This window comes from Pseudomonas mendocina (assembly GCA_037482215.1).
GTDB classification, from domain to species: domain Bacteria; phylum Pseudomonadota; class Gammaproteobacteria; order Pseudomonadales; family Pseudomonadaceae; genus Aquipseudomonas; species Aquipseudomonas mendocina_E.
On the sequence record CP148074.1, the window covers coordinates 101,369 to 121,090 of the forward strand.

13 protein-coding genes are annotated in these 19,722 nt (G+C 58.0%); 8 read left to right on the forward strand and 5 right to left on the reverse strand.

What is annotated here, in order from left to right; genetic code table 11:
- Positions 1-350 precede the first annotated feature (350 nt).
- Positions 351-3,083, reverse strand: a complete 2,733-nt coding sequence (locus tag WG219_00415) for a condensation domain-containing protein (GenBank protein WXL25991.1) — start codon at positions 3,081-3,083, stop codon at positions 351-353.
- A gap of 218 nt (positions 3,084-3,301) precedes the next feature.
- Between WG219_00415 and WG219_00420 the strand changes: the two genes are divergently transcribed.
- The 8 genes from WG219_00420 (at position 3,302) to WG219_00455 (ending at position 13,437) form a co-directional block, all read left to right on the forward strand.
- On the forward strand, positions 3,302-3,820 hold the full coding sequence (locus tag WG219_00420; GenBank protein ID WXL25992.1) for a sigma-70 family RNA polymerase sigma factor: 519 nt from the start codon (positions 3,302-3,304) through the stop codon (positions 3,818-3,820).
- Positions 3,821-3,908: 88 nt separating this feature from the next.
- A complete protein-coding gene (locus tag WG219_00425; protein WXL25993.1) occupies positions 3,909-5,678 on the forward strand; it encodes an ABC transporter ATP-binding protein in 1,770 nt (589 codons plus the stop codon).
- Positions 5,672-7,423 (forward strand): ABC transporter ATP-binding protein, encoded by a 1,752-nt coding sequence (locus WG219_00430; GenBank protein WXL25994.1) that lies wholly within the window; start codon positions 5,672-5,674, stop codon positions 7,421-7,423. Before WG219_00425 ends, WG219_00430 begins: the two co-directional genes overlap by 7 nt.
- Positions 7,420-8,364, forward strand: coding sequence for an iron chelate uptake ABC transporter family permease subunit (locus WG219_00435; GenBank protein ID WXL25995.1), 945 nt, complete (start codon positions 7,420-7,422; stop codon positions 8,362-8,364). The genes WG219_00430 and WG219_00435 overlap by 4 nt, the downstream gene beginning before the upstream one ends.
- Positions 8,361-9,308 (forward strand): iron chelate uptake ABC transporter family permease subunit, encoded by a 948-nt coding sequence (locus WG219_00440; GenBank protein ID WXL25996.1) that lies wholly within the window; start codon positions 8,361-8,363, stop codon positions 9,306-9,308. Before WG219_00435 ends, WG219_00440 begins: the two co-directional genes overlap by 4 nt.
- Positions 9,305-10,087, forward strand: a complete 783-nt coding sequence (locus WG219_00445) for an ATP-binding cassette domain-containing protein (GenBank protein ID WXL25997.1) — start codon at positions 9,305-9,307, stop codon at positions 10,085-10,087. The genes WG219_00440 and WG219_00445 overlap by 4 nt, the downstream gene beginning before the upstream one ends.
- A complete protein-coding gene (locus WG219_00450; protein WXL25998.1) occupies positions 10,084-11,079 on the forward strand; it encodes a siderophore ABC transporter substrate-binding protein in 996 nt (331 codons plus the stop codon). The genes WG219_00445 and WG219_00450 overlap by 4 nt, the downstream gene beginning before the upstream one ends.
- 111 nt (positions 11,080-11,190) lie before the next feature.
- A complete protein-coding gene (locus WG219_00455) occupies positions 11,191-13,437 on the forward strand; it encodes a TonB-dependent receptor (protein WXL25999.1) in 2,247 nt (748 codons plus the stop codon).
- Positions 13,438-13,514: 77 nt separating this feature from the next.
- On the opposite strand, the gene WG219_00460 is transcribed toward WG219_00455, so the two are convergent.
- From WG219_00460 to WG219_00475, 4 genes are read right to left on the reverse strand one after another with little or no spacing between them, the layout of a single operon-like run.
- Positions 13,515-14,291, reverse strand: coding sequence for a SprT family zinc-dependent metalloprotease (locus WG219_00460; protein ID WXL26000.1), 777 nt, complete (start codon positions 14,289-14,291; stop codon positions 13,515-13,517).
- Positions 14,288-17,563 carry a type I restriction endonuclease subunit R gene (locus WG219_00465; protein ID WXL26001.1) on the reverse strand — a complete coding sequence of 1,092 codons (3,276 nt, stop codon included), beginning with the start codon at positions 17,561-17,563 and terminating at the stop codon, positions 14,288-14,290. Before WG219_00465 ends, WG219_00460 begins: the two co-directional genes overlap by 4 nt.
- Positions 17,560-18,666 (reverse strand): PD-(D/E)XK nuclease family protein, encoded by a 1,107-nt coding sequence (locus tag WG219_00470; GenBank protein WXL26002.1) that lies wholly within the window; start codon positions 18,664-18,666, stop codon positions 17,560-17,562. The genes WG219_00465 and WG219_00470 overlap by 4 nt, the downstream gene beginning before the upstream one ends.
- 38 nt (positions 18,667-18,704) lie before the next feature.
- On the reverse strand, positions 18,705-19,721 hold the full coding sequence (locus tag WG219_00475; protein ID WXL28074.1) for a virulence RhuM family protein: 1,017 nt from the start codon (positions 19,719-19,721) through the stop codon (positions 18,705-18,707).
- Position 19,722: the final 1 nt, after the last annotated feature.

The window sequence follows — 19,722 nt, forward strand, 5'->3', positions numbered from 1 at the left end:
AAGCCAATAGGCGAGTATCGGGCCGCCCTGGTTAAACCTTGAAAGAGGGTTTCGCCCTCCACGGGCGAACCACTTTTTTCTTGGAAAAAGTGGTCAAAACCGCTTGCCCAGTCATCCGGCCCTCCGCTTCGCTGCGGGTTCGTGCCCGCAATCACCGTTCCAGAGGCCCGCCGCGAAGGGCCATCCTTGGCCCATCGCGTCTCTCGCGGCATCCATGCCGCTCAACCTCTTCCACGGTAATTCCGCTCACCCTCCTGAGTGGGCAAAGGGTGTCGGCCTCACGTTTAGCGAAGCAAATGAGCAGCACCCGTGCTCAAGTGAGCCTTTATGGGTATGGATAACACTGGCCTTCAACCTGTGATCTGCGCAAGGCTCAACTGCTCTGCCCCCGGCTCAATCAGACGATGGATCACCTTATCCAACAGGCGACTCAGTTGCTCCATCTGGGCTTCGCTGTAACTGTCGCAGCGGTAGGTGACTACTAGGCGTAGCTGACGCTGGCCGTCGAGTTGGTTCTCCATAATCTCGAATTGCAATCCAAACATGGATTCGCTCTTTTCCGGGTCGATGTGACGGTAGCGAATGGGCGAGCCATCTGCTGCGTGCAGCGCACCGTTCAGGGCGTTGTTGGCGTGAATCTGCACGTACACATCAAACAGCAGCCCGTCCTCCGGCGTCATGCCCAGGGCTTGCTGGATGTGCTCCATGGGCACGTCGGCGTAGCTCATGGAGTCGTTGATGGTGCGGGTGACCTGCTCAATCAGCTGGCCGACGCTTTGCTGCGCGGTGAACTGCACGCGGTGCGCCACCATGGTGGTGAAGTAACCCACCGTCTCGTAGAACGCCGGATCGGTGCGCCCGGAAGCTGATGTGCCGATGGCCAGATCAGCCAGATCGCCCATCTTTTGTAACGACAGGGCAATGGCGCTGTACAACACGCTGAACAGTGAGGACTGCTGCGTGCGGGCAACGCTCTGCAACGCATCGGCCACGTCGGGCGCCAGGTTGATTTCGAACCACTGAGCGCGGGTGGTTACGGCCTCGCTCTGAGGTGCGTTGTCTTCTTCCATGCGGTGCAGTGTGAGGCCACGAGTGGCGTGTCGCAGATGATTAACCCAGAACGCCAGATGCTGCTGGTTAATGCCGCTGTCCTGCTGGCGCGTGGCGAACTCATGGAAGGATGGCGCTGCTGCTGCCCATTGCGGCGCCTGATCATTGGCGCGTGCGCGGTAGGCCTGAGCCAGCTCTTTCATCATCACGTTCAGCGACCATTCATCAATGGCCATGTGATGCACCAACATCGACAGCACCTGCTGACCTGTGTGCGGATCACGCAGAAAGCGCACGCGCATCGGCAGCTCGCGGGACAGATCAAACTGCCAGGCGGCTTCGCTGGCCAGTGTCGCGCCTTGGCTCTCGCTGCTATTCCAAAACCATTTGTAAGCGCTCAGTTGCTCAAGGGCGATCTGTTGCTGCCAAGCCTGGCCGTTTTCGAAGTGGAAGGTGCTGCGCAGGCTGGCGTGGCGCACGATGAGGTCGCGGAAGGCCTGTTCAAACACTGACTCATCCACGGGGTCGATAAAGCGCACGGCAAATGGCAGGTTGAAGATGGTGCCAAAGTTAAACGCTTCATAAGCGCGACCCAATGACGCCTGCGCCAGAGCAAACGGGGCTTTAATCGGGCCGCTGCTGCTCAGCGTGTGGTTGGCTGCTGGCTGGCTGACCTGCGCCCGAGTCGCCAAGGTGGCGGCTGTGGGTGCCTTGAAGAAGTCGTTGAAGTTCAGCTCAATGCCATGCTGGCTGCGCAGCTTGCCGATAATCAGGGTGGCCAGCATGGAGTGGCCGCCAAAGTCGAAGAAGTCGTCATCGGCTTTAAGCTCCGGCTCCAGCAGCGTGGCGCGGAATTCGTCGAGGATGATTTGTGTGACATCCATTGCCGGTTGCGCGTTGGCCGCCGGGTGTTGCGCTGTGGATGGAGCCAGAGTCGCGACGTTACAGCCGCCTGCTTCGGCAAAGGTCAGGAAGCTACCCAGCAGATAATGCCCGGTATAACCCCAGAGGTTTTGTCCGGTGCTGAGTGTCAGTTGCAGGCTGCCGTCTGCCCAGGGTTGCAGGCTGAGTTCCAGCTCCGGGCGTTGCTCAGCGGTCGGAACGGCAAGCGGCTCGGCGAGCAGTTCATCCAGCTCGTGTGTGGCGGCGGGTAACCAGTGCACATGCAGCACCGGTTGATCGCTGACGCCGGTGGCGCTGTGTTGTTCAACGGCGAGCTGCAGGTCTTGCGCGGTGCTGTTGGCGTTGACCTGCACCGGGCAGCAGATGCCTTCGTGGTGGATCAGCAGGGTTACGTCAGGCTGATCGCTGAGTTGAGCGGCAAAGCGGGCAAACAGCAGGCTGAACTGTGGCAGTGCAGGCTCGCTTGAGCCTGGCTGCACGCGGCTTTGCCAGCGTAGAGCCAGTTCCGGTTGTTCACGGCACGGCACGGAGCTGAATGGCCCGCTAAGTGCCCAAGTTGCAGCCTCTGTTCGGCGCAGTGCACTGAGCGGGCCGGTGAAATGCTGCTGCGCCAATGGAGACGCTTGTTCAACCGGCAGTTTTTCCACTCTGTTTCCGGCGCAGGCCGCTGCCAGACGATTGGCCAGCAGCGCCGCCGTGCCATGCGGGCCGAGGATGCGATGCGCCAGCAGTGCGAGATAAATCTGCCCCTCACTGCGTATCAGCAGGGCTTTAAACGGTGCTTGGGTGGCTGCATCCCAAGCGGCGCGTTGCTGTATCAGCAGTTGCTCAGTGATGTCCTGTGGGCTGGAACTGTCCAGCCACTGCAGGCATTCAAGCCAGTTATTTGAGTGAGACTTGATCAGCTCACCCTCATCACTGAAGCGGTAGCGGGCGTTCAGTTCAGGCAGGTTGTCGATCAGTTGGCGCAAGCCGTCGATAAGCCGGGGAAGCGTGCTGGCGCTGCGTACACGCCAAGCGTCGAGGGTGCGCAGGATGCGTTCGGGATGTTGCTCCTGCAGTAGCCAGATCTGTTCTTCAGTTGCACTGAGTGGCAGCACTGAGGACGCGTCCGGGTAGGTTTCCTTCATGGATATCTCCCACGTGTTCGGTCGGGGCGAAAAGAGCCCACAAGCCTCCACATCCGGTCCATGTCCGTGCCCGACCTAAGCCGACAATTTCCCGGAACTCCCGATTTAGAGAGCGGCATTGCGAGTCGTGGCCATTATACGTAGGATTTAAATACAAATGGTAATGATTATCATTGGTGGTATTGTAATAGGGCTTTCTGTCTCGAAGGGAGAGTGTTGTGGACAAGGAGTTGTCGCTGGCGCCGCAGGCATTCGAAAGGTTTTACGCCGACCATCATCACTGGTTGTGCAACTTGCTGCGGCGCAAATTGGGTAACTCTATGGATGCAGCGGACATCGCTCACGATGTTTACCTGCATATGTTCCGCAAGGGGCATATCCCAGATACCTGCGACTGCCGACGACACCTGACCCGCGTCGCGCAGTGCAAGGTCATCGACCTGTATCGCCGTCGCAGCCTCGAATCCGGTTACCTCGGTGAGCTGAGCCTGCGCGAAGAGCCTGCCACCGTTTCAGAAGAGTCGCGGGCTCTGGTGTGCGAAGCCCTCAATCAGGTCGAAAGCGCCTTGCGTCGCCAACCTGCCAAGGCCCGGCAGGCTTTGCTGCTGAACCGGATTGAGGGCAAGGCTTACCGGGAGATTGCCGATGAGCTGAAGGTCTCCGTCTCGTCTGTCGAAAAGTATGTGGCGGCGGTGCAAAAGACCTGTCGGCAGGCCACCTTGCAAAAAAATGAGTGAAGCCGATTGAGGGTTTGTTCACCTGCTTCGGAATACACACAGATGAGCGCCTGATTTAGCGGGTGCCTTGAGTTAAGCGAGAACGTTGATGAGTGCTAAGCAGGACGCTGTACGCACAAGCAGCCCGATTTCCCGGGTGCTGCGGCCGGTTCGTGGACGTTTACTACTGGCCGCGGGGGTGGCTGGCGTAGGCAGCATGCTGACGCTGGTACCACTGGCAGGCATTGCGAGGATCGCGCAGGTGCAGTTTGGGCTGGTGTCCGGGTCTGTGGAGGCGCTGCTGTGGATCAGTCTGGGGTGCTTGTTCGCCGGTTTATTGCTGTTTGCGCTGGCTGAGGGTGTGGCCCACCTGGCAGATAATTTCATCACCGCTCAGTTGCGGATGGACATTGTGCAGCGCTTGTCTCAGGTTCCGTTGGGCTGGTTCAGCAACCGTACCTCGGGTGAAGTGAAGCAGGCCATTCAGGATGATATCGGCACGTTGCACAGCCTCACTGCGCACTTTTTCACCAGCCTTGGCCGCGCGGTGGGGGCCGTGCTGATCGCGGTGCTGTACATGCTGGCGCTGGACTGGCGGATGACGCTGGTATCGCTGCTGCCGTTTGTACTGTTTGTGGTTTTCTTCAACCGCGCCACCCGAGCCAGTGCCGCGAATATCGACTCATTCGGCGCGGGCATGCTGCGTATCAATACGGCGCTGGGCGAGTTTGTTCGTGGTCTGCCGGTGGTTAAGGCGTTCGCTGCTGAGGGCAAAGCCCACGGCGCCTATCACCAAGCGGTAGATGACTTTGCCCGTGCCTTTGATGACTTCACCCGGCCACTGGTAAGCGCCATGGCCAGCGCCAATGCCATGCTCGCGCCGGCCTCGGTGTTAGGCGTGGTGCTGGCCTTCGGCAGCCTGTTTGTCTGGCTTGAGTGGATGACCCCGCTGCAAGTGGTGCCTTTTGCCTTGGTGGCACCGGGGCTGTGCGCGCCGCTGCTGATGCTTAAGTACATTACCCACGATCTGGACCACGCCAAAGCGGCGGCTTCGCGGGTCGAGGCGCTGCTGCAAACCCCGGTTCTTGAAAACCGTGGCATGGCCTTCCCCGCCGACCGTACTGTGCGTTTTTCAGACGTGAGTTATGGCTATCAGGCGGACGCGCCAGTGCTGGAACACATCAGCCTGACGCTTAAGCCCGGTACGGTAACGGCAGTGGTGGGGGCGTCCGGCTCGGGTAAATCGACGCTGGCGCGTTTGCTCCTGCGCTTCTTCGACCCGGATAGCGGGCAGATCAGCTTTGGCGGTGTTGACCTGCGTGATCTCGACAGCACCCAGCTCTACCGGCACATCGGTTTCGTCTTGCAGGACGTGCGCCTGCTGCATGCCAGTGTGCGCGACAACATCGCCTTGGGGCGCCCGGACGCCACTCAGGATGAAATCGAAGCTGCGGCGAAGCTGGCCAACATCCACGGACAGCTTCTCGCGTTGCCCCGTGGCTATGACTCGGTAATCGGTGATGACGCGCACCTGTCCGGCGGTGAGCAGCAGCGCTTGAGCATCGCCCGTGCCGTCTTGCTTGACCCGCCCCTGCTGGTGCTGGACGAGCCCACCGCTGCCGCCGATGCCGATAACGAGGTTAAAGTGCAGCAGGCGCTCTCGCGCTTTGCTCAAGGGCGCACGGTGCTGGTGATTGCGCACCGCCTGGACACCATCAGGCAGGCGGATCAGATCATCGTGCTGGATAACGGTCGCATCGTTGAGCAGGGCCGCCATGCCGAACTGCTGGCGCTGGACGGCACCTATGCACGGCTGTGGAGCTTGGGTGGGTACGGACAGACACCTGAATCAATCGACCCAGGGGTGCCGTCATGCTGAAGACGTTTATACAACTGCTGGGTGATCAGCGCGCCACGCTGCACCGCTACCTGCTGCTGGCGGTTATTTATGCTGTCCTCTGCGGCCTGACCATCCTCACGGTGGTGCCGGTGTTGAACAACCTGCTGGCGCAGCAAATGGCGCAGACCGGGCTGTGGCTGCTGCTGTTGCTGGTGGAAATGCTGCTGTGCTGGGGCTTACGCCGTCAGGTGGAAAAGGCCGGCATTCGCGTCGGTATTGCCGTGCTGCAAGGCGGTCGTCATCGACTTGGCGAGCATGTGGCGAGCCTGCCGGTGGGCTGGTTTAACGCTCATAACAGCGGGCGCATCAGCCACGTGGCGGGTCAAGGCATGATGGGCATTGCACAGTTACCCGCCCATGTCTTCACGCCGTTGCTAACCGGCGTGGTAACGCCGCTGGTAATCATGTTGGCGTTGCTGGTGATCAATCCCCCCTTGGGGCTGATTGCAGCACTGAGCTTGCCGCTGCTGGTGCTGGTTTTCGTGCTGAGTGCCCGCGCCGGTTTGCGCGCGGATGAGGCGTATCAGGCCAGTACGGCGGATGCCAGTCAGCGCATGCTGGAATTTGCTCAGGCGCAGGCAATGTTGCGCGCGTTTAATGGTGAGCAAGGCGGCAGTCGCTTTCTTGAGCAAGCGATCAGCCAGCAGCAGTCGTCGGCGCATAACCTGATTCAGGTTTCGGCGATGTCCGTGTTGCTCAATTCATGGGCGGTACAGGTCTGCTTCGCTGCACTGCTGATCGCTGCGGTGCTGGGGCTCGGACAAAGTGTGCAGGCTCAGGCGCCGTTGATTGTGAGCCTGCTGCTGGCGATCCGCTTTGCCGAGCCATTGCTCGATGTGGCGGGCTACAGCGAGGTGTTGCGTGGCGTGCGTGGGCAGTTGCAGGTGGTGGCGAACCTGTTTGCACAGCAGCCGCTGGCGCAGCCGGAATCTGCACAGCAACCTGCCGATGCCTCTGTTGAATTGCAGGTGGTCAGCTTCCGCTATGCCGATGATCAGGCGGATGTGCTGCGGGATGTCAGCCTGCGTGTGGCCCCGGGCAGCATGACGGCGCTGGTCGGCGCCTCCGGCTCCGGCAAAACCACCCTGGTGCGGTTGATTGCACGTTTCTTTGAGGCCAGTCAGGGCTGTGTGCGCATTGGCGGTGTGGATGTGCGGCAGATGAGCAGCCAGCAATTGGCCGGGCAGATCAGCCAGATTTTTCAGGATGCGTATCTGTTTCAGGGCAGCATTGCCGACAACATCCGCCTGGGTAAGCCCGAGGCGACGGATGCCGAGCTACAGGCTGTGATTGAGCTGGCCGCTGTCAGCGAGATTATCCAGCGCCTGCCGAATGGCCTCGCTACGCAGGTGGGCGAAGGGGGGGCGCGGCTTTCCGGTGGTGAGCGGCAGCGAATCTGCATCGCCCGCGCACTGCTCAAGGACGCCCCGATTTTGCTGGTGGACGAAGCAACAGCGGCACTGGATACGGAAAACCAGGCTGCGATCACCGCTGTGCTGCAACGCCTGCGCGGCAGCCGTACGCTGATTGTGATCGCTCATCAGCTCTCCACCGTGGCCATGGCTGACCAGATAGTGGTGTTGCTGGACGGGCGAATCGTCGAGCACGGCAGCCATCAACAGTTGCAGGCTGCACAAGGCGCGTACGCTCACTTTCTGGCGCAACGTCAGGCGGCGCGGGGTTGGCAGCTTACCCAAGCGCAGGACGGCGAGGTCATGCCTTGAGTCGTTCGCTGCTACTGATTCCACTTGCCCTGCTCTGCCTATTGTCGCTGACGGTTGGGGTCAAACAGGTGAGCTGGATGCAGCTGTTGGCGTTCTCTGATGATGCCTGGTTAACCCTCACCGCCAGCCGTTTGCCCCGGCTGGCTGCGTTGCTGCTGACCGGTGTCGGGCTGGCGGTGTGCGGGGTGATTCTGCAACAAATCGTGCGCAACCGTTTTGTGGAACCGGCAACTTCTGGCGGGTTGGATGCCGCCAAGCTGGGCATTCTGATCGCCATTACCGCTTTGCCCGGTGTGAGCACCACCGGCCGCCTGTTCGCGGCGCTAGCGTTCTGCTTTATCGCCAGCCTGGTTTACGTGCTGATCATCCGCCGCATCCGCTTCAAGAACACCGTGTTGGTGCCGGTGGTGGGGTTGATGTACGGCAGCGTGCTCAGCGCGGTGGCGGAGTTCTATGCCTATCGCCACAACATTCTGCAAAGCATGCAGGGCTGGATGCTCGGGGACTTTTCCAAGGTGGTGCAGGGCAATTACGAAATCATCTACCTGATCCTGCCCATCGTGCTGCTGACCTACCTCTACGCGCACCGCTTCACCGTGTTGGGCATGGGTGAGGACATGGCCCGCAGCCTGGGCCTGAGTTACACCGCAACGGCCACCTTGGGGCTGATACTGGTGTCGGTGACGGTCTCGGTGATCGTTATTACCGTCGGCGCGATTCCCTTTGTCGGGCTGGTGATCCCCAATCTGGTGGCACTGTTCTATGGCGAAAATCTGGCCCGCAGCCTGCCGGTGGTGGCCATTGCCGGCGCCATGATGCTGCTGGCCTGCGATGTACTGGGGCGGCTGCTGATCTATCCGTTTGAAGTGCCGATCGGCCTGACTGCCGGGAGCATCGGCGGCGTAGCGTTTCTGCTGCTGATCATCTGGAAGTGCAAATGAACAGCAAGCTGACTCACATCATCGTGTGGTTGTTGGTGCTGGCCCTGAGCCTGGGCTTTCTGCTGATCGGCTCCGGGTTGGATATGGACTACGTGATCCCCAAACGCATGGTGCGGCTGGGCAGCATCCTGTTGGCGGGCGTGTGTGTGGGCCTGTCTTCGGTGATTTTTCAGAGCATTGTCGGCAACCGCATTCTGACTCCGGCGATCATGGGTTATGAGGCTGTTTACCTGCTGTTTCAGGCGCTGCTGATCCTGTTGTTGGGCACCGGCAGCCTGATTGTGCTGAATGCAGCGAGCAACGCGGCGCTGTCGATCCTGTTGATGTTGGCCTACTCCTGGGCGATCCATCACTGGCTGCTGCGTTCGGGGCGCAGCAACCTCTACTTGTTGCTGGTCGGGCTGGTGCTTTCGATGGTGCTGGGCACCTTTACCCAGTTCATCCAGTTGCGCATCAGCCCCGGCGAGTTTTCCATTTTGCAGAGCTTCAGCTATGCCAGCTTTAACAAGGCGCAGCCTGCTCAGTTGCTTTACTCGGCGCTGCTGGTGATCGTCGTATGCGCGGTCATTTACCGGCTGCTGAATGTGCTGGATGTGCTGGCGCTGGGGCGTGAACAGGCACTCTCGCTGGGGGTTGATCACCGCCGAGGTGTGCGCTTGCAACTGGCGCTGATTGCGGTGCTGGTGGCGGTGTCCACCAGCCTGGTCGGGCCTACGGCCTTTATGGGCATTTTCGTCGCCAATATCACCTACTTGCTGGCCGGTACCGTGCGCCATCGCGTCACCCTGCCGCTCAGCTGTGCCATTTCCATTGCCCTGTTTATCGTGGCCCAGTTCTTGGTCGAGCAGGTTTTCAACTACGGCACCACCGTTGGCATTTTGGTCAATCTGGTGTGCGGCACCTATTTCCTCGCCTTGATGCTCCGCCCCCGAGGCCATTCATGATCACCCTGCGTAATATCCACAAAGCCTATGGCCGCAAAGCGGTTCTGGGCGATGTCAGTGTCGAGTTTCCGGCCCGTCAGATCACCTCACTGATCGGCCCCAATGGCGCAGGCAAAAGCACTCTGCTGATGCTGATTGCACGCCTGGCCGAAGCCTCCAGCGGCGAGCTTCTGTTAGAGGGGCGGCCGGTTGCCAGCCTGTCGATCCGCGACTACGCCCGGCGTGTGGCGACATTGCGGCAGTCGCCGGATTTCAACCTGCGTCTGACTGTCGATGAGCTGGTCGCCTTTGGCCGCTTCCCCTACAGCCGTGGTGCGCTGACCGCTGAAGACCGCATCGCCATCGACGAGGCCATTGCCTTTCTCGAACTGGAATCACTGCGCGGCGCTTACATCGACGAACTTAGCGGCGGGCAACGGCAGATGGCGTTTCTGGCCATGACCATCGCCCAGCAAACCGATTATCTGCTGCTCGATGAGCCGCTGAACAACCTCGATATGAAGCACGCCGTCGGCATCATGCGTGCGCTGCGCCGGCTCTGCGATGAGCACGGGCGCACGGTGATTCTGGTGGTGCACGACATCAACTTCGCCGCCAACTATTCCGACCACATCGTGGCCATGAAAGACGGTGCGGTGTTCTGCCAAGGCCCCGTGCATGAGGTGGTGACTCAGGCACATTTGCACGCGCTGTACGGTCTGGACTTTCAGATTGTGCACAGCGAGCGCGGGCTGCTTTGCGACTACTTCAATCCATCACCTTCGAGGGAACGATCATGAGCTTACTGCCTGTAAACCGAGTCCACTCACTGCTGCTGGTCACCGCACTGGCGGCGGCGTTGCAGGGCTGTGACAAACCTGCTGAGTCGCCTGAGCAAGCGGCTGCGGCAAACAGCGCCAGCACCACAAGCGCCTACGAGCCGGTGTCTGTTACCCACCAACTGGGCACCACGGTCATCAAGCAAATTCCCCAGCGCGTGGTGGCCTTTGATATGGGCGAAATCGACACGCTGGATCAGCTCGGCGCGCCGGTTGTGGGCATTGCCAAAGACTACGTGGCGGACTTCCTGAGTAAGTACAAGGATGACCCGAACGTGGCAGATGTGGGCGCCACCGTGCAGCCGAATCTGGAAAAGCTGCATGCAGTGAAACCCGATCTGATCCTTATCTCCGCCTTGCAAGCCAAGGACTACGAGGAGATGTCGCAGCTGGCACCGACCGTGCACTTTGACATGGACTTCAGCAACAAGAACGGCGACATCCTCACCCAAGCCAAGGAGCATCTGCTCACCTTGGGGCGCATCTTCGACAAAGATGACCTGGCCCGTGAAAAAGTCGCGCAGATGGACGCGAAAATTCAACAGGTGCGCAGCGTGACTGAAGGGCGTCCGGAGAAAGCCCTGATCGTGCAGCACAACAATGGCTCCTTCACCTCTTACGGCGTGGCTTCACGCTACGGCTACCTGTTCGACACGCTTGGGGTAAAACCGGCGGACACCGACAAATCCCCAAGCTTGCACGGCCAGTCGATATCCAACGAATTCATTCAGCAGACCGATCCGGACATCCTCTATGTCATCGACCGCACGGCGGTGATGGAGCGTCGCCCGGCGTTGAACCGCGAGACGCTGGAAAACCCACTGCTGCGTGAGACCAAAGCCTGGAAGAACAACCGTGTGGTGTTTGTCGATTCGCAAACCTGGTACCTGTGCACGGCCAGCTTCACCTGCCTAAATCGAATCGCCGATGAGGTTATCCAGGGCTACCAGTGACCTGTGGTCAGATTTTAAAGAATGATTATCAATTAGATTGAGGCTTTGGCGTTCTGCTTCGAAAAACCTTGTGAGGGTCAATTTAATAATCCTGAATGCAAGGAAATAAGCATGTCGGAACGCTGCCAACCATCTGCCCGCGTGTCCTCATCAGCGAGGACGCGCTTCACCCGCAACACCCTACGCACCGCCATCCACACAGCATTGCTGCTCGGCTTGAGCAGCAGCGTTGTGCCCGTGCTGGCGGCCACTGACGATGAAGCGGCGGCCATCGTCGCCAGCGGTGGGGACCTGGAGCTGCCGGAGACTCAGGTTAAAGGCAGTGCGGACGCTGCCGACCTGCCACAGGTCTACGCCGGTGGGCAGGTAGCCACCGGCAGTAAGGTCGGTCTGATGGGCAACAAGGACTTCATGGAGACGCCCTTCAGCACCATCAGCTACACCGACGAATACATCCGTAATGGCCAGGCCCAGGACATCAGCGCGGTGATTGGCCGTACTGATCCCTCGGTGAACGTGGCAGCCAAGCACAGCATTTTCGAAACCTTCTTTATCCGTGGCTTCCCTACCAGTTCTGACGACGTTACCTACAACGGACTGGTCGGCATGGCGCCCAACATGCGCACCTCAACCGAGTTGGCCGAGCGTATTGAAGTCCTGAAAGGCCCGTCCGCCCTGCTTAACGGCATGCCACCGGGCGGCAGCGTGGCCGGCAGCGTCAACATGGTGCCCAAGCGCGCTGCTGATGAGCCGCTAACCCGCCTGACTGGCACCTATGAATCCGATGGCCTGTGGGGCACTCACGCCGATGTGGGCCGCCGCTTTGGTGACAACAACGAGTTCGGCATCCGTTACAACGGTGTGTACCGCAAAGGCGATACGGCGGTGGATGATCAGGACCAGAAAATGGAGATTTCCTCCCTGGGCCTGGACTGGCGTGCGGAGCGCTTCCGCCTCTCGCTGGATATGTATCAGCAGCGCGAATTGCTTAACGGCGCCAACTACTTTGGTATCTCCGCGATCTCGCCGAATGTCACCCACATCCCGGGCCCGAAAAAAGGCGATCATTCCCTGGCGCCTGATTGGTCATACGTACGCACCGAGACGGACACCTTCTTGCTGCGCGGTGAATATGACATCTCTGACAACCTCACCGCCTACGCGGCTTGGGGTCAGCGCGATGGCGGCTACAACGCCCTGATCGCCCGTAACACGCTGCTTAACAACGAAGGGGATATCGGAGTAGGTGCGATCCGCTCCATCCGCGACGGCACCCAGAAGTCCGGTGAGGTTGGCCTCAAAGGCACCTTTGATACCGGCCCGGTCAATCACTCGTGGGCCTTGGCCGCCACGCGCTTCAAATCCGAATGGAGCTTTAAGGATGGCCGCGCTCCGAGCTATATCGCCAACTACGACAAAGCCAATTACGGCAGCAAACCGACGTTTCCGGGCTATGGCAGCATCACCCAGTACACCGAGGCTGAGCTGGAGAGCGTGGCGCTGCTCGACACTTTGTCGTTCTGGGATGACCGCATCCAATGGACCCTCGGCGCCCGCCACCAGAACATCAAGAGTGCCAACCTGACCGGGCAGAAGGTGAAAACCTCCAAGTACGACGAAAGCCGCCTGTCACCGGCTACGGCGATCCTGTTCAAGGCGACTGACGAAATCTCCCTGTACGCCAACTACATCGAAGGCTTGAGTCAGGGCCAGTCGGCACCGACCACAGCAGAAAACTCTGGTGAGATGATGAGCCCGTACCGTACCAAACAGTACGAGATCGGCGCCAAGTTCGACTTGGGCAGCTTCTCCACAAGCGTGGCGCTGTTTGAGATCAAGAAGCCCAGCTCCTATCTGAACACCGCGACCAACGTCTACGGCACGTATGGCGAGCAGCGTAACCGTGGCGTGGAGTGGAGCTTTTTCGGCGAGGCCACCGCCAACCTGCGCCTGATGGGCGGTATCTCCTACACCAAGGCCGAACTGACCAAGGCGCTGGACAAGACGACCGAAGGCAACCAGATCACCGGCGTACCGAAAGTCATCGCCAAAGCCGGTGCTGAATACGACCTCGACGCAATCCCCGGCCTGACCCTGACCGCCGGCGCCAACTACACCGACGGCCGCTACGTGACTGACGACCACCGCCTTGAGCTGCCGTCATACACCGTCTACGACATCGGCGCCCGCTACAGCACCAAGGTCATGGCCAAACCGGTAACCCTCAGCGCCACCGTGCAAAACGTCACCAACAAAGCCTACTGGCTGGGCTCCTACCAAGGCGGCGACGGCACCGGCCTCTCCGGCGGCCTCGGCGCCCCGCGTACGTTGCAGGTATCGGCTACGGTCGATTTTTGATCGGTTGAACACATCTGCATCTGCAAAACACTGGTAACGGTTCGGCTGGCCAGTGTTTTTGTGTTTCTGCGCAATCTTCAGCTGTCGTTCAGTAATGCAGCCGCCATACCATCCAGCCGTTTTTTTACCTTTTCCCACTGCGGCATGACCTGCTGCATAAGGCGGTAGAATCGCTCACTGTGGTTGTGTTCGGCGATGTGGCAAAGCTCATGCAAGATTACGTAGTCAATGCACTCGCGGGATGCCTTAACCAAGTGCGGATTGAGTGTGATGCGGCCTGCCGGTGAACAACTGCCCCATTGTGTTTGCATGCTTAGCAGGCGCAGTGGCGGTTTAGCGTCAACCCAAAGGGTCTGCTGCAAGACAGCGTCTAAGCGTCGTTCAAATACCTCACGGGCGCGCGCTTTGTACCAGGCGTAAAGGAGTTCGCGGACCTTCTCTGCTGACTTGGCCCGAACAGAAACCTCCAGCCTGCCCCGCAACAAGCGCACCTTTTGCACCTCATCAGGCGCCTCAATCACTTTGAGCACATACCGCTTGCCCAAGTAGTAGTGACCCTCTCCGCTGATGTACTGCCTTGGGCGAACGTGCGTGAGCTGGGCGCGGAACTCACGAAGCTGCTCATAGATCCAGCGACCGCGTCGCTTCAGTGCAGCTAATACCTGCTCATCGGTGGCCCAGTCTGGTGCGCTGACGCGTACGCGGCAGTCTGGATCGACCTTAATCAGAATGCGGGAAACCTCGCGAGTCCTTCGTGCCCTTTCAACCTGAATCAACTCATCGGCGTAATGAAAGCTCAGCCAGCCTGCCACTTTGGGAGCAGGCGATGCGTTAAGGACGATGGGCACGCTCATAAGCCGGACAAGCCCACCCGCGTGATTTGCACCACCCACTCAACCATGGCCTTTGCCTGATCCATGCCAGCGCCCACCGCTTTGCACTCCTTGAAGAGCAGCGGCAGTAGCTTCTTGCGAATATCGCTTTCAATATTTTGTGGGTTGATCGAATGCTCAGCCACCGAGGCCATGACCATTTCATCCAGGCTGAAAGCCAGTTTGACCCAGTGCTCCTGTGTCTGTTCATCAGTCGACGCTAAGGCTTCAGGAAGGCTCTTCTTGAAGACGCCGAAGTAAGCCTGGGCATGCCGATTACCTGAAAAAACATCAGGCAGTTCATCAAGCTTGCGGGCCTGTACCTGCTGCTCAAACTCGTGGAAGAGCAGGTATTGTTTAAGCGGGTGATCAAACAACTTTTCCGCTTCCTCAATGGCCTGGCGTAGCAGTTTGGAGAACGCCTCTTGGGCGTAAGGATCATCGCGCAGCTCCTGCTCGATCATCTTACTGACACGGGTCTTGATGATGTCCGTTTCGTTGCGCGTCTTTTCATCGCTCCATTGCTCAGGCTTTTGCTGCCCCATCTTGCCAACTTCATAAACGCCCCCGGGGTCTTTCACCTCCACGCCGACCACATGCTTGTCCAGCAGCTTACGTACTTGCTCGGCATACTGGTCGTAGTTCACCGTTTCACCAGCATCTTGCTTGGCGAGCTGGCGCAGACTGGAGAACTGCTTAAGGGTTTCCTTGTACTGAGCGCGATCGGCATCGCTGAAGCTGGTGTCATCAAAGAACGAGGCTGACTGCAAAGCCACTTTTAAGCAGCTGGCAAACTCTGTCAGCGCTTCGTAGAAGTCATCACGCGTCTTAAGATTTACATCCACCAGCTCGCCATCAAACTCTTGCATTTTGGGCACTAGTACTTGGCGCAACTGTTCGATATCGCCTTTGTTTTTCACCCCGGAGAAGATCGCCCAGAGGTTCTTATGCAGCTGGGGTAGCCGTTTGTACTCGCTGCTCATTTGGTTGTAGAGGCCAGCGATGTCGTTAATGTCATAGCCGCCTTGGGTGCGAGAGGCCAGATCCTGGTAGTTCTGAATCGTGGTATCCAGCTCGGCCAGAATGCCCCTGTAGTCGATCAGCAGACCGAATTTCTTCAAAGGATGCAGGCGGTTTACCCGCGCAATCGCCTGAATCAGGTTGTGCTCTTTGAGCGGTTTATCGATGTAGAGCACCGTGTTCTTCGGCTCATCAAACCCCGTAAGTAGCTTGTCCACCACGATCAAAAGTTTAAGCGCCTCATCCTTGTCAAAACGCTCGATCACTTTCTTGGTGTAGACCTGCTCATCCATGTTGCCGACGTTGTTCTTCCACCACTTAGTTACCTCGGGAGAGTTGGCCTCATCGATATCGGTATTGCCCTCACGGCTATCCGGCGGGCTCATTACCACGGCGCTTTCGAATAACCCGGCCTCATCTAAATACTGTTTGTACTTGATTGCTGAGGCTTTGCTGTCACAGGCTAATTGCCCTTTGAGCCCCTCGTCGATGTTCTTCACGAAGTGGTTAGCAATGTCTAAAGCGATCAGGCGAATACGGTCATCCGCGCTATAGATGTGCCCCTTCTTGGCGGACTTGCGCTTGAGATCTTCTTTCTGCGGCTCGCTCAGCCCTTCCGTAATGCGCTCAAACCAGCTGTCGATGGCGCGCGCATTCACATCCAGATCAGGGATGCGCTCCTCATAGAGCAGCGGTGTCACGGCTTGATCCTCAACCGCGCGCTGCATGGTGTAGGCATGCACGATGGGGCCAAACTTATTGGTTGTCTTATCGTCCTTGAGCAGCGGTGTACCGGTAAATGCCACATAGGCGGCATTGGGCAACGCTTGCTTCATACGAATGTTGTTCTCACCGCCTTGGCTACGGTGCCCTTCATCGATAAGCACAATAATGTCGGGGCTGGTGTTCTTGCACTGTGGCAGCTTAGTGGCGCTGTTGAACTTCTGGATCAGCGAGAAAATGATGCGCTCGTTGCCCTTGCCGATTTGCTCAGCCAGGCGCGTGCCAGAAGTGGCCATGGCAGCTTCACGATCCTTCTTGCCTGCCAGTTCGCCCCCGGAAGCAAAGGTCTTGCTGAGCTGGGCTTCAAGGTCAACCCGGTCGGTGACCACCACAATCCGGCACTGCTTGAGCGTGTCGTGCAGAATCAGCGCTTTGCTTAAAAACACCATGGTGAATGATTTACCCGAGCCGGTTGTGTGCCAGATAACCCCCCCTTCACGACCACCATCTTTACGTTTCTGCTTGATTCGTTCGATCAGCCGTTTGATGCCAAAGACCTGTTGATAACGCGCAACGATCTTGCCGACTTTCTTATCGAACAAGGTAAAAAGGCGAGTCATTTCCAGCAGCCGGTCTGGCGACAGCAGGCTAATGAGCAACTGGTCCTGGCCTGTCAGTGCAAGCTCGCCGCCAGCGATCAGGCTTTCGTACCAGTGCAAATCCGCCGCTGGACGGTGACTGAAGAGAGCGGCCTTCTGCACGCTCGTCAGTTGGCGATTTTTGAGGGCGTATGACTCTGACGCAGGCATATCTTCCTCACGCCAAGCGGCCCAGAACTTGGCCGGAGTGCCGCAGGTGGCATAGCGCCCATCGCTGCCATTAACCGCCAACAGCAACTGGCTATAGGCAAACAGCTTGGGAATCTCGTCATGGCGCTGGTTGCGCAGGTTTTGCGAAACACCTTCATCAATGGTTGGGCCTTTTTTCGCATTGCCGTCGGGCCGCTTGGCTTCGATAACAACCAAGGGAATGCCGTTAACAAAGCAGACAATATCCGGCCTGCGGGTCTCAACGCCGCCGCTGCGCAGCACACGGAACTCTTCGGTAAAAATAAAACTGTTGTTCTCGGGCGTGTGCCAGTCGATCAACGCAACAGTCGGGTTGGCCTTTTTGCCATCTACAAACTCGGTGACCGAAATGCCGTACAGCAAATGGTTGTAAAGCCGTTCGTTGGCGGCCAGCAGCCCTTCATTAAGCGCTGGGCTGCAAACCTCATTGATCAGGTTGTCGATTGCCTTGGACGAGAGTGGATACTCCTTACCGGCAAAGACAAAGCGCCGCTTGCTCAGTTGCTCACGCAGCACATCGCGCAGCACGACTTCATCGCTCTTACCAGCTCGCGCAGACAAAGCCTGTTCAGGAGAGATGAACTCCCAGCCCAGATTGCATAGCAGGGCTAATGCCGGAAGCTTCGCGCTGTATTCCTCCTGAAACTTAGGTGCAGCGATCATTGTGTAAGGCCCCCTACTGAAGGCTCCGAAAATTGAGGGCGCAGTTCAGTTTCAAAAATCATCAGCAGCTTCATTTTCTCGACGATCAGGCTAAGTACTTCCTCCTCATCAAAGTGCTCCAGGGCCCAGCTAAAACCCAGAATGTTGTTGTTTTTTCCCTCAATCCAAGTGGAGGCTTCATTGCCCGAGAAGAGCTGTCTTCCTAGCGCTTGCAAGGGCTCGTCTACATCACAGAGATAAACCCATATAGCAGGCTGGGTGAAGCCGTCGGTTCCTTTCAGATACAGCACAACGTCTGACCAAGTCTCCCATTGGTTGGAGGCATAACGCAGTGCGGGGCCATTCTTCCAATTGTGCCGCCGGGTATAACGCTCATATCCAGCCACTTCGGTTTCTAGCTTTTCTAGAACCTTAGCGTCGAGTGCATCGATGACCTGATCCTTAAGGCGCGTCAGCTTGTTGATTTGATGCATATGCTCGATGACGAAGTTAACGGCTTTCGAGTCCATGGCTTTTTCCACGGTGATGTTCTCCAAATGCAGCAGAAAGTCGCGGGCAAATACCTGCCACTTATCAACAGGATGACTCAGCATGCGCTGAGCCAGTTGCTGACGTGCAACCGCAATAAATTTTGCATAACTCAGGCCATACCATGCGGCTTGTGAGCTTTTGCCAGAGGGTGAAAGTACGACATAAACCAACGGGCGCTCGCCATCGTTGAGTTCGCGCTGAGTGAAGGCTTCATAGTCGGCAAAGGGGTTTATCTGACCGTGGAAAATCTTGTTTTCCAAGATCAGATCCCATCCATCACCGGGGAGCACCAGGTCTATGCGATTGCTCTTATGGGTCATCACCTCGCGCTTGGGCGCTGATCGCAAACTGGGGGATAGGTCTGAGGCGTTGGGCAGGCAGTTCAGCAGCGCGCTGAGGAAGCACTCTTCTAGCCCATGTGCCTGCGCCGGATCGAGGAAAAACGCCAGCAAATCAGTCGTAGGGTTCTCGTAGTAACCGCGCCCTCCCAAAGCAAAAATGCTTGGCTCACGCTCAGTCTGATAAAAGCGCTCGGCCTTGGTCAGCAGTTCGCGCAGTTGCTCCAGATGCATGGTCTAGCCTCTTAATCGAGTGTGCGGGCTATTCCCGTCTATTTGTTGGCTTTCTTCTTTGCACTCAAACGCTTTTCTAGACGCTCAAGCTCAGCGAGCTCTAGCGTATCTGCGGCTTGGGCTTCTGCGTGACGGCGGTGTTGATCAAACTGCTCGTAGCGCTCATGGGCAACCTGCTTCATTTGCTCGTGGCTAATGTTGCCGGAGCCACGCAACAGCGGTTGCTCGTTGAAGGCCATAAAACTGTCGATGTATGTGCGCCAATCCGCGAGGGTTAAGTGCTGGCGCTGTTCAGCACGTAATTCGGCGAAGTCCAAAAACATACTGACCAAACGGTTGAGCTGATCCAGCTCTTCACCATTGAGATAGTTCTTCGCCACGACAACATCGGCCTTGCGCACCCGATCCCCTTGAAAACTCATCAGGTTCATATTGGGCGCATCGGCATCCGCGCGTTTAACAATCAGCTCAGCAGCCGTACAGCCAGTTACGGCAAAGAACAGCTTGTTTTGTACCTCGGAAAACAGGCGAGCTGTGTCTTGTTCATTGGCGCGGTAATCCTCGGCCAAGGTAAAGAGGTCGCGCACTTTTTGGTAAAAACGTTTCTCCGAGGCCCGTATGTCACGGATGCGCTTGAGCAGCTCGTCGAAGTAGTCCCAACGTGGCTCCTTCAAGCGGGCATCGTCCATCACAAAGCCTTTTTGTAGGTATTCACCCAAAGTCCGGGTGGCCCACTGCCGGAATTGGGTACCACGGGTTGAACGCACCCGGTAGCCGACGGCGATGATCATCGGTAGGGCGTAGTACGCGAGATTTCTCCTGACCTGGCGCGAGCCCTCAGCTTGAACTGTCAAGTTTTCCTTGACGGTTGCCTCCTCTGCCAATTCGCCCTCAGAAAGGATGTTCTGTACATGCAAACTGATGTTTTGTTTGCTGGTCTGGTACAGCTCCGCCATTTCCAACTGGGTCAGCCACACTTGGCCATCCAGCACGCGCATGACCAATTGCGCTTGGCCGTCCTCGGTGGTGTAGAGAATCAGGTCATTGCCTGCCATA